Source organism: Novosphingobium sp. BL-S-20 (assembly GCF_055521635.1).
In genome coordinates this window covers 2,125,315-2,140,163 of record NZ_CM145494.1, presented here as the reverse complement: position 1 = coordinate 2,140,163, position 14,849 = coordinate 2,125,315, and the positions used below count along the sequence as shown (strand labels likewise).

At 64.4% G+C, this 14,849-nt stretch carries 10 protein-coding genes and 1 tRNA gene; 5 read left to right on the top strand and 6 right to left on the bottom strand.

Annotation, left to right across the window (positions count from 1 at the left end):
- Positions 1-15: 15 nt before the first annotated feature.
- Positions 16-2,490 (bottom strand): zinc-dependent metalloprotease, encoded by a 2,475-nt coding sequence (locus ACZ1II_RS17635; protein ID WP_465144909.1) that lies wholly within the window; start codon positions 2,488-2,490, stop codon positions 16-18.
- 646 nt (positions 2,491-3,136) lie between these two features.
- Between ACZ1II_RS17635 and ACZ1II_RS17630 the strand changes: the two genes are divergently transcribed.
- The 3 genes from ACZ1II_RS17630 to ACZ1II_RS17620 are packed head-to-tail and all read left to right on the top strand — an operon-like array spanning position 3,137 to position 9,236.
- The gene (locus ACZ1II_RS17630; RefSeq protein ID WP_465144908.1) at positions 3,137-6,022 is read left to right on the top strand and encodes a TonB-dependent receptor plug domain-containing protein; all 2,886 of its coding nucleotides are present in this window, start codon (positions 3,137-3,139) and stop codon (positions 6,020-6,022) included.
- 17 nt (positions 6,023-6,039) lie between these two features.
- Positions 6,040-7,632, top strand: coding sequence for an amidohydrolase (locus tag ACZ1II_RS17625; protein WP_465144907.1), 1,593 nt, complete (start codon positions 6,040-6,042; stop codon positions 7,630-7,632).
- Positions 7,633-7,637: 5 nt separating this feature from the next.
- The gene (locus tag ACZ1II_RS17620) at positions 7,638-9,236 is read left to right on the top strand and encodes an amidohydrolase (RefSeq protein WP_465144906.1); all 1,599 of its coding nucleotides are present in this window, start codon (positions 7,638-7,640) and stop codon (positions 9,234-9,236) included.
- Between the two features lie 114 nt (positions 9,237-9,350).
- On the opposite strand, the gene ACZ1II_RS17615 is transcribed toward ACZ1II_RS17620, so the two are convergent.
- The 3 genes from ACZ1II_RS17615 to ACZ1II_RS17605 all read right to left on the bottom strand — a co-directional run bounded on the left by ACZ1II_RS17615 (position 9,351) and on the right by ACZ1II_RS17605 (position 12,121).
- Positions 9,351-9,923, bottom strand: coding sequence for a GNAT family N-acetyltransferase (locus ACZ1II_RS17615; protein ID WP_465144905.1), 573 nt, complete (start codon positions 9,921-9,923; stop codon positions 9,351-9,353).
- Positions 9,923-11,101, bottom strand: a complete 1,179-nt coding sequence (locus ACZ1II_RS17610) for an amino acid aminotransferase (protein WP_465144904.1) — start codon at positions 11,099-11,101, stop codon at positions 9,923-9,925. The genes ACZ1II_RS17615 and ACZ1II_RS17610 overlap by 1 nt, the downstream gene beginning before the upstream one ends.
- Before the next feature lie 213 nt (positions 11,102-11,314).
- Positions 11,315-12,121 (bottom strand): DUF1134 domain-containing protein, encoded by an 807-nt coding sequence (locus tag ACZ1II_RS17605; protein WP_465144903.1) that lies wholly within the window; start codon positions 12,119-12,121, stop codon positions 11,315-11,317.
- Between the two features lie 257 nt (positions 12,122-12,378).
- Between ACZ1II_RS17605 and ACZ1II_RS17600 the strand changes: the two genes are divergently transcribed.
- A tRNA-Ser gene (locus tag ACZ1II_RS17600) sits at positions 12,379-12,470 on the top strand.
- A 347-nt stretch (positions 12,471-12,817) separates the two neighbouring features.
- Here ACZ1II_RS17600 and ACZ1II_RS17595 read toward each other — a convergent pair.
- Together ACZ1II_RS17595 and ACZ1II_RS17590 are read right to left on the bottom strand one after the other, a co-directional pair.
- Positions 12,818-13,852: a FecR family protein gene (locus tag ACZ1II_RS17595; protein WP_465144902.1), complete on the bottom strand. Its 1,035-nt coding sequence runs from the start codon at positions 13,850-13,852 to the stop codon at positions 12,818-12,820.
- Positions 13,849-14,373, bottom strand: a complete 525-nt coding sequence (locus ACZ1II_RS17590; protein WP_465144901.1) for an RNA polymerase sigma factor — start codon at positions 14,371-14,373, stop codon at positions 13,849-13,851. Before ACZ1II_RS17590 ends, ACZ1II_RS17595 begins: the two co-directional genes overlap by 4 nt.
- A 218-nt stretch (positions 14,374-14,591) precedes the next feature.
- On the opposite strand from ACZ1II_RS17590, the gene ACZ1II_RS17585 reads away from it, so the two are divergent.
- The gene (locus tag ACZ1II_RS17585) at positions 14,592-14,849 is read left to right on the top strand and encodes a hypothetical protein (protein WP_465144900.1); all 258 of its coding nucleotides are present in this window, start codon (positions 14,592-14,594) and stop codon (positions 14,847-14,849) included.

Here is a 14,849-nt window from a genome sequence, read left to right as displayed (position 1 = left end):
GCGCGAGAAGGGGAATTATTCGGACAGAATGTTGTCGAACCACCCGGTGTCGCCGCCGATCGGCATTCCGGCGGGGATCGGCGGGCGCGGGCGGCTCTGCTTGCCGATCTCGGCTTCGAGGCGCTCGGGATCGCCCAGCAAGGCCGCCATCGAGACCTGCCACAGGGCATCCTCGCCGGTGCCGCGGGCCTTGGCGAATGTGCGGGCGCTGTCCTTGAGATAGCCGTCGAGCAGGGCGGCGACGTCGGCCGGGGTCTCGGGATCGCGGCGGGCGGCGGCCAGGGCAAGCAGGGTGGTCTGCGCGATCCGGCGCGACACCGCATCGCCGTGCGCGGCGATCACCGGCGAGAGTTTGGTCAGCAGGGTGCCGACGCCGGGCTGGGCGGCGTCGTAGCCGTGCTGGATGTGCAGGCGGGTGAGGCGCGCCGGGGCGAGCAGGCTGTCGAGCGTCATCTGCGCGCCTACTTGCGCGGCGACGAGCGGATCGAATACCGCCGATCCGGCGCCGCGCAGCACTTCCGGTGCGGCTTCCACGTCGGTGCGGGCACTGGTGCCGCTCGACAGGGCCATGGCGAGGGTAGCGGGCACCGTCAGTTCGCGCGGCGAGAGCGTGGCGACGAGCGCGTCGATCGCTTCCAGCTGCTGGGCGGCAGGGACCGGGGAGGGGGCGGCGCGCCCGTCGCCGACCACGGCATATTCGTAGTTCACCCCGCCCACCAGCTTGCCGGTGGCGTCGATCGAATAGCGGTGGAACAGCCAGATCGGCACGAACTTGCGGCGCAAGTTGGACAGCGGCTCGCCGGAATGGAGGACGCCGGGGCCGAAATCGGCAAGGGCGATGCGGCGCACTTCCAGCGTATGGGCGAGGTCGGCGGGGGTGTCCTGCCCCTCGGTCCACATGTTGACGCCGGGCACGGCGAGGTCGGATGCGCGGCCGTCGATATCGGTGCCGAAGATCAGCCCCGCCTTGTGGATCGCATCGGCCTTGGCGGCGGCTTCGGCATCGCCGTCGACACCCGGTGCGGGCTGGCCGTAAAGCCAGTCCACCGTGAACTTGTCCCACTTGCCGATGCCGCTCGCATAGGCGTCGCCGAGGTCCAGCTTGCTGCCCACGATGCCGATTTTCGGTCCCGGATAGTCCATCACCGAGGCGCGGTCCTGCAGGCTCGCCTTGAAATTGTGCACGAAGCCGATGGCATGACCCACTTCGTGTGCGCCGAGCTGGCTGATGCGGGCAAGCGCGGCCCGGACCGGGTCGTTGCGGCCGCCGCTGTCGTTCTGCGCGGTGCCGACGAGGCCCTCGAAAATGGTGATGTCCTGTCGCACGCGCAGGGCGCCCAGCACGACCACGCCCTTGACGATCTCTCCGGTGCGCGGATCGATCACGCCGCCGCCGTAGGACCAGCTGCGGTTCTGGCGGTCGGTCCAGTTGACGACATTGTAGCGCACGTCTTGTGGGTCGACGCCGGGCGGCAGGATCTCCACCTTGAAGGCATCGACGAAGCCCGCCGCGTCGAAGGCATCGGCCCACCAGCGCACGCCGTCGGCCAGTGCGGTGCGGATCGGATCGGGCGCGGCGCTGTCGATATAGAAGACGATCGGCTTTTTGACCGGCGAGCGTGCGGCCGAGGGATCGACTTTCTCCAGGCGGAAGCGGTTGGAATATTCCACCAGCATCGGCGAGCCGAGCGGCGTGCCGAAGTCGTAGGCCTGGGTGGCGTGGCTGCCGGAGCGGATGTCGAACTTGCGCGGCACGAAGCCGGGTTCGGGCAGAGCGACCAGCGAGGAATGGACGGTGACGCTGACCATGCGGCCGTCGGGCGCGAGCGTATCGAGTTCGCGGCCCGCGCTGTCGGCGGTGAAAGTCTGGAGCGTTTCCAGTTCGACGTTCTTCGGGAAGACTTTCACCGATGCGGGATCGAGCGCGCTGAGCTTCTCGGAGAGCTTGTAGCCCTTGGCGCTTTCGCCGATGGCGCCGGAAAGGTCCATGGCGTCGGTCATCAGCAGGGGGGTGAGGTCGACGGTTACGCTCTCGGTGGTCTTGCCACCGCTTTCGCCCACGATATCGAGCATGGCGACAGTGCTGAACGGGAAGCTGGCTTTGGCGCCCTGCTGCACGCCGGCATCGCCGGTGGCGCGGTAACGCGGGTTTTCGAACACGACCGCGACTTTGCCGCCCATGCGGCGGAAGGCGAGAATCTTGGTGTCGCCCTGCATGCCCCGGTCGATGCGGATCGCGGCGGAGCCGAGGCCGGTCTTGATCGACTGGGTGAAGAGATAGCGGCCCGAGGTTCCGTCCGCAGCGGCGGCGGGCAGGGTGAACAGGACCTTGCCCTTGGCCGCATCGACCTGCACCGGCAGCAGCGCCCCGTCTGCGGAAGATGTCACCGCGACCGGGGCTGCCCAGGCGATCTGGGGAAGGGCGGTCATGCAGGCGATCAGGGCACAACCGGCGGCGAGACCGGGCTTCAAACGGGCGACGAACGGCATCGAGATAGTTCCCCTTGGCAAGCTCTCGGCGAGACCATGAACCCTCGTTCGCCGATGCAGCAAAGCCTAGCGCAAACCCGGCGCAGCTTCCCCGAACTTATCGGGTACGATTGTCATGCCGTTGAAGGAATCCTGCGTATTGCCGGATATCGGCGTGAAATTCCTGCGCGGAAGCGGGATGGCCTGCACGACTTGAAGGCCTTCGGCGCCATGCTGCATTGCATTTCGCGAATCACGATGCTGCGACGTTTCATAAAGTGCGCTCGATGCGGGGCGGCGTGCACCAATCTTGCGTGAAATTCGGACTTGGCGATGAAATCCATCACAGTCCTGCCAAAAATGTCCCAACTTTCGTGGGATCAATCGCACCCTTCCGGATAGTATCGGCTTCGTCAGGCGGAAGTCCGGATCGGCACCTACCGATACTTTGAAGGGGGCCGATACAAGACGGGCACTGCCGGATGATGGGCTTCTCGCAAGAGGGATGCGGGAGCGGAGAGTTAGGGGTTTTCTCGTCAGTCCGCCTGCAAGCGGCACCGCAGTGACGGTGGGTGCATTCGTGCGCCGGGGAGTCTGCGTCTTTTCTCCATCCATCGGGATGAGGGCGTCTGTGGCGAAGAGGGTTCAGTCACAGGGAGTTTTCGCAATGCGCAATGCAGTCCAGACCTCGACAGCGCCGGGGACGATGGAAACCTTTTCGGCGCGTTCGCTTCGCACCCTGCTTATGGCAGGCGCGGCGCTTCCGCTGTTCCTTGCCGCGCCGGTTCTGGCCCAGGAAGCGGCATCCACCGAAGAAGAGCCGCTGAAGGACATCGTGGTCACCGGTTCGCGCATCGTCGGCGACGGCTACAGTGCGCCGACTCCCGTGGCGGTGCTGGGCGAGGCCGATATCGCAGCGCAGGCCCCGGCGAACATCTCCGACTTCGTGAACCAGCTTCCCGCCATCGCCGGTAGCGGCACCTCGGGCAATTCCTCGGGCGGCCTTTCCAACGCGGGCGCGGGCATCAACTCGATCGGCCTTCGCGGTCTCGGCGTCGGGCGCACGCTGGTGCTGGTCGACGGCCAGCGCTCGGTGGCTTCGACCGTGGGCGGTACCGTGGACATCAACACGATCCCGCAGGACCTGGTGAAGCGGGTCGAGGTCATCACCGGGGGCGCTTCCGCCGCTTACGGTTCGGATGCGGTGGGCGGCGTCGTCAACTTCATTCTCGATACCGGGTTCAAGGGCTTCAAGCTGGGTGCGGATACCGGCATCTCGACTTACGGCGATGCCTTCAACTATCGCTTTACCGGCACGGCGGGCTTCTCGCTGCTGGATGACCGGCTGCACCTGCTCACCAACGTTTCCTACTTCAAGCAGGAGCGCGAGGAAGGCATCCACCGCAGCTGGAACGACAGCGGCTACTTCCAGATCAACAACCCCGCCTACACCGCCACCAACGGCGAACCGCAGCGTCTGGTCGGCAGCGGCATCGGCCCCACCGGCTACACAGCGGGCGGTCTCATCACCAGTGGACCGCTGCGCGGCACCTATTTCCTGGGCGAGGGCCAGACCGGGCAGCTCACCTACGGCACCACCAGCGCCAGCAATCCGTGGATGATCGGCGGCGATTGGCAGACGACGCTGGACGGCCATCTCGGCACCAATACGCTGGTCCCGCTCGACAAGCGCCTGAGCGTGTTCCAGCGCGTCGGCTTCGAGATCACGCCCGCGATCGAGATCTTCGGCCAGTTCTCCTACAACAGTTCGGTCAGCGCCAGTTCCTACCAGCAGACCCCCAGCACCGGGGTGAGCATTGCCGCGGACAACGCCTACCTGCTCAGCCAGTACCCGGCTGTTGCCGCGGCGATGGCGGCGCAGGGGCTGTCCTCGATCACCGTGGGCACTTCCAATGCCGGCTTCCCGATCCCGGGGAGCGACATCAAGCGGCAGGTCTATCGCGGCGTGGTCGGCGCCAAGGGCACGCTCGACTTGTTCGAAAAGCCGATGAATTGGGACGTCTACTATCAGAAGGGCGTTACCAAGGCGCGCGAGGCACTGACCAATACCTGGAACAATGCTCGCATGGCGCTGGCGCAGGATGCGGTGTTCGACGCTTCCGGCAATATCGTGTGCCGCTCCACCTTGAGCAACCCGGGCAACGGCTGCGTGCCGATCGACCGCCTCGGCACCAACGGACCTTCGCAGGAGGCGCTGAACTACATCTACAACGACGGCAACCAGCCGCTGCGCCACCAGACCATCAAGCAGGACGTTGCCGCAGCGACGATCTCGGGCAAGGCCTTTGCGCTGCCTGCCGGTGATCTCGCCTTCGCCACCGGCGTCGAGTGGCGGCGCGAGCAGATCAACGGCTCGGTCGATCCGCAGTACAATTCGGGCTGGCTCTACGGCAACTTCCGCGTCAACCGTGGCAAGTACGACGTCTACGAGGGCTTCCTCGAACTCGACGTGCCGATCTTCGATGGCATGAACGTGAATGCCGCCGCGCGCGGGACGCACTATTCGACGTCGGGTTGGGTCGGCACCTGGAAGGTCGGCGCCAACTGGCAGGCGATCGACAGCCTGCGCCTGCGCGGCACCCTGAGCCACGACATCCGCGCGCCCAACCTCGATGAGCTGTTCGCGGCGGGTACGGCGCGGACCAACTCGGTCATCATCCCGACCGGCGCCAATGCCCCGCAGACCGGATCGCTGCAATTCGTGCAGAACGCCTTCGGCAACCGCAATCTCAAGCCCGAAGTGGCCGACAGCTGGACGCTGGGCGCGGTGTTCGAACCGACCTTCCTGCCGGGCTTCTCGCTCTCGTTCGACTACTACCAGATCAAGATCAAGGACGCGATCGGATCGATCACCGCGCAGCAGACGGTGGACCTGTGCTATGAGCAGGGCATCAGCTCCTACTGCCCGAACATCAACTTCGTGAACGGACAGCTCAGCACGATCGACCTCACGCCGATCAACTTCGCGCGCCAGAAGACCAAGGGCTTCGATATCGAGGCGAGCTATTCCACCCAGGTCGGCCCCGGCAACCTGCGCCTGCACGGCCAGACCACCCACTATATCGAGAACGTGGTCGACGACGGTATCAGCTTCCCGATCGACTATGCGGGCGTGCTGACCAGCGGCACTTATGCCTCGCCCAGCTGGGTCTATCGCTTGAGCGCGTTCTACGACATCGATCCCGTCACCTTCAACGTGGTCGCACGCGGGTTCACCAACGGCGTCTACGGCAACGACTGGATCGAGTGCGACGGCAATTGCCCGACCAGCACCGCGCAGTATCGCACGATCAACGATAATTCGATCAAGGGCGCGGTCTATTTCGACACCTCGGTCGACTTCAAGTTCCCGGCGATGAACAACGGCATCGGGCACCTGACTTTCATCGTCAACAACGTGCTGAACAAGGACCCGGTGCTCGTCGGCAACGGTCCCGACGGCAACAACGTGCCTGCTTATGCCCAGACCAACCGCAGCCGTTACGATGTGATCGGCCGCACCTTCCGCGTCTCCGCCCGGGTCGAGTTCTAAGAGAGGATAATCGCATCATGAAGATGTTCAAGCGCGCCGCTCTCGCTGCCGCTCTCGCCACTACTGTATTGGCGGGCGCGCCTGCCCATGCCGCCGCTCCGCAGGCGCTCAAGGACGAAGTTGCCGCCGAAGTGGAGGCGCAGCGCAAGCAGATCCAGGTCATGGTCGACCAGATCTTCAGCTTTGCCGAACCCGGCTTTCAGGAAGTAAAGACCAGCGAATACCTTACTGGTGTTCTCGAAAAGAACGGCTTCACGGTGACGCGCGGGGTGGCGGGCATTCCCACCGCCTTCACCGCCACCTGGGGCAAGGGCGGTCCGAAAGTCGCGCTGGGCAGCGATATCGACGACGTGCTCGGCGTCTCGCAGACCCCCGGCCTGCCTTACCTGAAGCCGATGGTCGAAGGCGCGCCGGGGCATGGCGAGGGGCACAACTCCGGCATGCCGCTGATGGTCGCCGCCGCCATCGCGGTGAAGAAGGTGATGACGAAGCACGGCCTCGAAGGGCGCCTGATGCTCTGGCCGGGCGTGGCCGAAGAACTGCTGGCGACCAAGGCCTATTACGTGCGGGCCGGGATGTTCAAGGACGTCGACGCCTCGATCTTCACCCACGTCAGTTCCGACTTCTCGACCGGGTACGGCGAGATGGGCAACAATGGCATGGTCTCGGTGGAGTACAGCTTCAAGGGCAAGACCGCGCATTCGGCGGGCATGCCGTGGGAAGGCCGCAGCGCGCTCGACGCGGTGGAGATCATGGACGTCGCCTGGAACTTCCGGCGCGAGCACCTGCCGCTGACCCAGCGCTCGCACATGATCATCACCAACGGCGGCGGGCAGCCCAACGTGGTGCCGGACAAGGCCAGCATCTGGTACTTCTTCCGCGAGCGTACCTTCTCCGATATCCGCAAGCTCTACGAGACCGGCAACGACATCGCCAAGGCCGCCGCGCTCGCCACCGGCACCACGGTGACGCAGCAGACGCTGGGCTATGCCGCGCCGAACTTCGGCAACAAGCCTCTGGCCGAGGCGGCCTATGCCAATATCAAGGCGGTCGGCATGCCCAAGTGGAGCGCCGACGATCAGGCCTTCGCCAAAGCCGCGCAGACCTTCAACGAGCGCAAGATCGAGCCGCTCAAAAGCGAGGTCGCGGAACTTTCGACGCCGGAGAACCGCAAGCCCTCCACCGGCGGCGGCTCGGACGATATCGGCGACATCATGTGGGCCGTGCCGACGATCACCATCCGCTTCCCCTCCAACATTCCCAACATGATCGGCCATAACTCCACCTCGGCTTTCGCGATGGCGACGCCGATCGCGCACAAGGGCGTGGAAGCAGGCGCCAAGGCCGTGGCCATGACCGTGCTCGACATCGTGACGACGCCGCAACTCGTCACCGATGCCAAGACCTACTTCACGGATGTCCAGTTGAAGACCGACACTTACGCCCCGGTCCTGACCGACAAGGACGTGCCCGCGATCTGGCTCAACGAGCGCAACATGCAGCTCTACCGGCCGATGATGGAGAAGTACTATTACAACCCGGCCAAGTATCCGACGTATCTCGACCAGCTGGGTATCAAGTACCCGACCCTGACGAAGCCGGCGGAGTAAGAGGGATGAGCAAACGTATCCTGATCGCCGCCGCGCTCGCTGCGGCCTCGCTGATCCCCGCCGCTGCGCAGGCGGCTGCCGATCCGGCGCTGAAACAGGAAGTCGCCGCCGCCGTGGAGGCCCAGCGCAAGCAGATCCAGGTCATGGTGGACGAGATCTACTCGTTCGCCGAGCCGGGCTTCCAGGAAGTGAAGACCAGCGAATATCTCGCCGGAATTCTGGAGAAGAGCGGCTTCAAGGTGGAGCGCGGCGTGGCGGGCGTGCCGACCGCCTTCACCGCGACATGGGGCAGCGGCGGCCCGAAGATTGCGCTCGGCAGCGATATCGACGGGCTGCTCGGCGTGTCGCAGGTGCCCGGCGTTGCCGATGTGAAGCCGCTGACCGAAGGCGCGCCGGGGCATGGCGAGGGGCACAATTCCGGCATGCCGCTGATGGTCGCCGCTGCGCTCGCCGCCAAGCAGGTGATGACGAAGCACGGCATCCAGGGCCGCCTGATGCTCTGGCCCGGCGTTGCCGAGGAACTGCTGGCGACCAAGGCCTATTACGTGCGCGCCGGGATGTTCAAGGATGTCGACGCCTCGATCTTCGCGCACGTCAACACCGGGTTCGGCACCGGTTGGGGCGACCTCGGCCTCACCGGCATGATCTCGGTCGAATACGAGTGGAAGGGCAAGACCGCACATTCCGCCGGGATGCCGTGGGAGGGCCGAAGCGCGCTCGACGGCGTGGAGCTGATGGATGTCATGTGGAACTTCCGGCGCGAGCACTTGCCGCTCACGCAGCGTTCGCACGATGTCATCACCAACGGCGGCGGCCAGCCCAACGTCGTGCCGGACAAGGCGAGCAGCTGGTACTACTTCCGCGACAAGGATTTCGCGACGCTGCGCAATCTCTACGAAGTGGGCAACCAGATTTCGGAAGCCTCGGCACTGGCGACGGGCACCACGGTCAGCCGCAAGGTGCTGGGCTTCGCCGCGCCGAACTATGGCAATAAGCCGCTGGCCGAGGCGCTCTACGCTAATATCGAGACGGTAGGCGTGCCGCAGTGGTCCGCCGCCGACCAGGCTTTTGCCAAGGCAGTGCAGGTGAAGAACCACCTCAAGGTGGCGCCGTTATCGGACAAGGTCATGCCGCTCTCCACGCCCGAGACGCGCGGCGATGCCAGCTTCGGCGGATCGGACGATATCGGCGATGTCATGTGGACGGTGCCCACCGTCACCATCGGCTATCCGGCGAACATTCCCAACGTGATCTTCCACCACGCCACCGCCGCGATGGCGATGGCCACACCGATCGCGCACAAGGGCACTGTCGTCGGCGCCAAGGCGGTGGCGATGACCATCCTCGACCTCATGACCACGCCGCAGCTTATCAGCGACGCCAAGACCTGGATGAAGGACGTCCAGTTGAAGGATCAAAAATACGACCCGTTGATGGCGCCGACCGACATGCCAGCGATCGACCGTAACGCCCGCACGATGGCGCAGATCCGCCCTTCGATGCAGGGGCAGTATTACGATCCGAAAAAGTACGATTCCTACCTGCAACAGCTTGGCGTCGATTACGAGGCTGCCGGGCGTGAAACTTCCGGTGCGGGCAAATAGCCCAGGGCGCCACCGGCCGGAGCGATCAACACCCTGACGAGACTGGAACTGCTCCGGCCGGTCTCTTTCTTGCTGCTTTGTTCGCCGCGGCCTCTGGTGGTCGCGGGCGTGGTCTTACCCCTTCGCCGTACGGTGGCCGTTCAAAGGCCCGGTCGCGAAGCTCTCGCGCGTGATCTCGTAGATCACATGCACGCCCACGACGCCGCAGGTTTCCTGCTCGAAGGTGCGGTCGGTCAGCCGCCCGCCGATATGCTCCATGGCCTTGCGCGAGATAACGTTGTCCGCGCCGACCTTGAAGACTACCCGCTCGAAATGCGCCAGCGCGTGGGCCAGCATCAGGCGCTTCATCTCGGCGTTGAGCCCGCTGCCCCAATGGGCGCGGGCGAGGAACGACCAGCCGATCTCGATTTCGTCGCCCTCGGGCGCACCATAATTGCCCTCAGGCGGGCCATAGCGGCTGGAGCCGATCACGGCATCGCTCTGCTTTTCGATAATGGCGAAAGCGCCGCCGCCATCCAGAGCGTCGGCGAAAAACTGGCGGAACACCGCTTCCTGCCAGCGATCGTGGGCGGGGTGAACCGCCCAGATCTCACGGTCCGAAGCGACCGCGTAGAGCGCGTCCCAATCGTCTGCGCGAAGGGGACGGAGGACCAGCCGGTCCCCTTCGAGGACCGGCTGGCGATCCATCAGGCAGTCACGTCTGCAACGGCGGCGATGAACTTGTCGATGTTGCCCATCGTCAGGCCCGCCACGTTGATGCGGCCGGAACCGGCCATGTAGACGCCGTGCTTGGTACGCATGGCAAGGACCTGGTCCTTGTTCAGCGGCACGATCGAGAACAGGCCGTTCTGGCCGCCCATCGGCGTCAGGTCGGCCGAACCGGCGGTACCGGCTTCGGCGAGCTTGGCGCGCACTTCGCGCATACGGTCGCGCATTTCGTCCAGCTCGGCGAGCCAGTCGGCGGTCAGCGCTTCGTCTTCGAGGACGAGGCGGACAGCGGCACCGCCGTGATCTGGCGGCTGCGACCAGTTGGCGCGGGCCAGATTGTGGCCGTTCGACATGACCTTGGCGAGGTCGGCCGGATCGGCAACCATCGCGTAGAGCGCGCCGACGCGGTCACGGTAGAGACCGAAGTTCTTGTCGCACGAATAGCAGATCAGCGCTTCCGGCACGGCGGCGAGCACGCGGCGCAGGCCGTAGGCGTCTTCTTCCATGCCCTTGCCCAGTCCCTGATAGGCGAGGTCGAGAATGGGCAAAATCTTCGATGCGGCGATCAGGCCCGCAATCTCGTCCCACTGCTCGTTGCTGTAATCGATGCCGGTGGGGTTGTGGCAGCAGCCGTGCAGCAGGATGGCGTCGCCTTCCTGAGCGTTGGCGATGGCGCCGCGCAGCGCGTCCATGTCGGTGGTGCCCGAAGCGAGCGCGTGGTTGAATTCAACGACTTCAAGGCCGAGGTCGGCACAGATCTGGGCGTGGTTGGGCCAGCTGGGGACGCCGACGATGATGCGATTGTAACCTGCGCGCTTCACCATGGCGAGCGCGAGGCGCAGCGAGCCGGTGCCGCCGGGGGTCTGCATGCCTTCGATGCGGCCGCCCATGCTGGGGTCGGCCTTGCCGAAGACGTAGGGCATCAGCGCTTCGACGAAGCCCATGTCGCCCTCGGGGCCGAGGTAGGCTTTCGAATCCTGCTCCGCGACCAGTTTGGCCTCTGCGGCCTTGATCGAGCGGAACACAGGCGTGTCGCCCTCACCGGTGCGGTAGACGCCGACACCAAGGTCGATCTTGTCCGCGCGCGGATCGTCGTTGTGGAGCTTGATCAGCGCAAGAAGCGCGTCGGCGGGCTGTTGCTGAAGGTTCGTAAGCATGGCGGGCGGGCCTTAGACCGAGCTTCCGCACCGCGCAATGCCGGATCGACCGGGAATTGCCGAGAACCGCAAAATTATCGCGCCGCACGCCTTCGGATCGCAGGGGCAGCGAAATTATGTTTGGAATTGGCGAAAGATTACAAACATGCGGCGCGGAATCGCTCCGCGCCGCATGTCTATTCGCAGTTGGCCCGCAATTGGCGGAATGCCGCGTTAGAACGGCATCCAGCTCTGCTTGTGGGTGAACTTCATGTAGCCGATATTGGCGCCCAGGCGCAGTCCCGCGCCGGCCCGCACCGGAATCAGCACGATATTGCCGCGCCGCAGGTAGCTGACGGTGAAGCCGCCGACGAGATAGGCCTGGCCTTCGCCCGCGCCGAAGCGGTGATAGAGATCCTCGGTGTCGTAGAGGTTGTAGACCAGCACGAAGGCATTGCCCGCATTGGCGCCGGCATCGAAGCCGATCGACGGCCCGGTCCAGTAGACGGGCTGCTGGCCTTCCACCTTGTGATAGAGCGTGCCCGAACCGTAGCGCAGGCCGACGGCGATGGCGCCGCCACCTTCACGGCCGATGATGTAGCCGTTGGGTTCGCCCTGCTTCTTCAGCAGATCCTCGATCACCCCGGCAAGACCCTTGGCGCCCTTGCCGAACACGCCTTCGGCCGCGCCGATCAGGTCGTCCTGATGGTAGGTCGTCGAGCTGTCGCTCGGTGCCTGCGTCGCAGGAGGGGCGTAAGCTGTTCCGCTATTGGGCGATTCGACCGGCGTTCCATTGCCCGGATAGGGCGAGGGCGCATCCACAGGCGGCTGCGATTCGGCTGGAGGCGTATAAGTCGCGCCTGCTCCGTTGTTGCCGCCGAGATCGCTGTCGATCGCTGCGTCCGGATCGACGGTCGTCACTTGTGCCGTGGCGGGGGCGAGGGGGGCGACGAGAACCAGCATGGCTGCGACGGCCCCGCCAATCCTCCGTTGCAGGCGAATCGTCGCTCCCCTGGCGGCGATCTGCTTGGTGAATGACATCTGGTGGCCCTCCAATGGCGATCCTTAATTCAGCGCAGGCAGGCGCGCTGCTTCGCGCACTACCGCATGTCACTAGAGAATCCATAGCGCATGTCCCCGCAATGAACGGGCGATGGATTGAGTCGGTTTTGCGGCAGGTTGAATCGGCAGGAAACGGCGGCCGGCACAAAACATTTCCACAGAAGCAAAAAACTCCGACAAGACCCTCTTGCCGATACAAACACCCCTCGTTATACGGCGCCTCCTAGGCCGCAGCCGGAGACGTGGGTGAGTGGCTGAAACCAGCGGTTTGCTAAACCGTCGTACTCTTAAGGGGGTACCGAGGGTTCGAATCCCTCCGTCTCCGCCAAGGCAGCGCTGATCTCAGCGCTATCTAAGGCCTGGGTTTCAGCCCGTGCCCATATCCGTGCTCATGTAAAGCTTCATGTTTTAGATGGCCGGATATGGATACGGGCAGACCCCTTCCAAACACCTCGTATCTATGAATTCATCGTTTGCTCGATGATCGTCGCTCGGCTCCTCTGCGCGGTCGTTCCAAGGCGTCGATGGGCTTAACGATCATAAGGGAAGGGCGGCCTAGCGTCTCCTGCCCAGCGCGGTCCTGCCCAGCGCGTCCTGATTGTCTCGAAACCCTGCTGATCGGCGGCAACCGCGTCGCTCTCCACCCTCGGCGCCGCCTGCGGGCATCCGGAGACGTTATTTGCGGCGGGACGTGATCATAATGGTGCCCGCTTCCGGTCTGGAAACTTTGACGGGAAGGAATTGAGCGATGGTCTCGGCGAATCGGGCCGGGTCATTCAGACGAAATTGTCCGGTGATGTGGAGGGCGGCGGCGCGCTGGTCGGCAATCACCAACTGGACCGTGTTCACCGCGTTGAAACGGGTCACCGCTTCGGTCAACGTGGCATCCTCGAACTCGGCAAATCCGTTATTTCCGGCCGAGACGCCGTTGCCGTCATCATCGATATCTGAGATCCGGTCCGGCAATCCGGCTCTGGCGACAAGCTGCTTGCCGGGGCTGAGCATGGTCGGCGGCCTGTCGTTTCCCTCGACCTGCACGGCACCCTCGAATAGCGCGACGCGCAGGCCGTCCCCCTCGATGCCGACCTCGAATCGGGTTCCGTAATCGACGACCGACCATCGTCCCGCGATCACACTGAAACGGTGCGCGCGATCGTGGCGCACCTTGAATCGGGCCTGTCCCCGTTCCAGGACGATCCGGCGTTCGCCTGCTGCGAAATCGACGCGTGCGGTGCTGCCCTTGGTCAGGGCCATCTCGGAACCATCCGCCAGGGCGAATGTCCTGTCGGTATCCTCTGCCGCATAGCGCTCGCCGCCGGTCTCGTTTCGACCGGCAAACTGGGCGGTACGCTGCGACAGCGGATCATCGCGAACAAGCAGCACAACCCCGCTGCCGATCAGGCCCAGCGCCAGACACGCGGCCAGGGCGTGTTTCCAGTTGCGCTTTAAGCTTCGAGCCTCTTCGATCGGGCCCGCTGCCAGAGCCTCGCTCCTGATTGCGGCGAACAGCGGATCGTCGGCATCGCCGAACAGGGACCATGCCGAGTCCAGCCTTTCCCAGGCGGCGCGATGGGCCTCGTCGGCAGCAAGCCATTCCTCGAACAGGTCCGCATCGAAGGGGCTGCCCCGATCGTGCCGCACCTGCCAGAGCGCCGCAGCCTCTGCCGGGGTGAGGTCTGCGAGGATCGCTCGCGTCACGTTGACCGTCATGGCTGCTCTCCAAAACCGGCCAGCCGTTCGGCAGCGCGCACCATGTGCTTTTCGACCGCACTGACCGACAGATCGAGCTTTCTTGCGATATCTTTGTAGGACATGTGCTCCAGCCTGCGCAGCACGAAAACGGTGCGGGTGCGCTCCGGCATCGCCGCCACGAGTGCCAGCAGCGCCTTGAGTTCCTGGCGTCCCGCAACGATGCGGTCGGGGCCGATCTCGGTCTGGACGGATCGGCCGGGATCGAATTCGACGTGGGCATCGTGATGCCGCACGGTACGGCGCCGGTTCCGATCCACCAGAACGCTGGCAGCAACCTGGAACGCATAGCCGCGCAGATTGTCGATATCGGTCCCGCCTTCGCGCCCGAGCAGGCGCACGAAGACATCCTGCACCAGGTCCGGAATGTCCTCCGCCTCCCTGACCCGCCAGCGGAAATAGCGATTCAGGTCTGCACGAAGGTCGCGCAGTTCGGCCGAGCGCGGAGCGTCCTTGTCGAATGGGATCTCATCGTCGGCCATGACGACCGTTTGCGCGATCTCGAATTCGGAATCCAGCCTGCCCTGGCACATGAGTGATCGATTCCGTCCGGCTTTGTAGTTCATCTCCTAGGGACGCAGTCTTCGGGACGATCCACATGGTGCAACGGTGCTTTTATTTTCGACAAACCTTTGTGGATTTACGGATGCCGTGCGTCCCCACTTATCGATGTCGATATTTCACCGCGAGGGAGCAACATGTGGCTGAAGCGCCTGAATCCAGCAGCGAAAGCGCGGCGCAAGCTTCGCTTTCGGAAGATCTGCAAGGTCGGGCCGACGCGGAAGGCCTGATAACCAGCCTGCGCGGCCCCGTTACCAGCCTTCTGTTCATCACTGCGGCCTGCAACCGCTGGATCGACCGGGATGAGCCAGATCTGGCAGAAATTCGCAGCCTCCTGGATATGCTCGACAATTGCGGAAAGAGCTTGCTGGATATCATTCCCGCGCAGGAAAGCTGA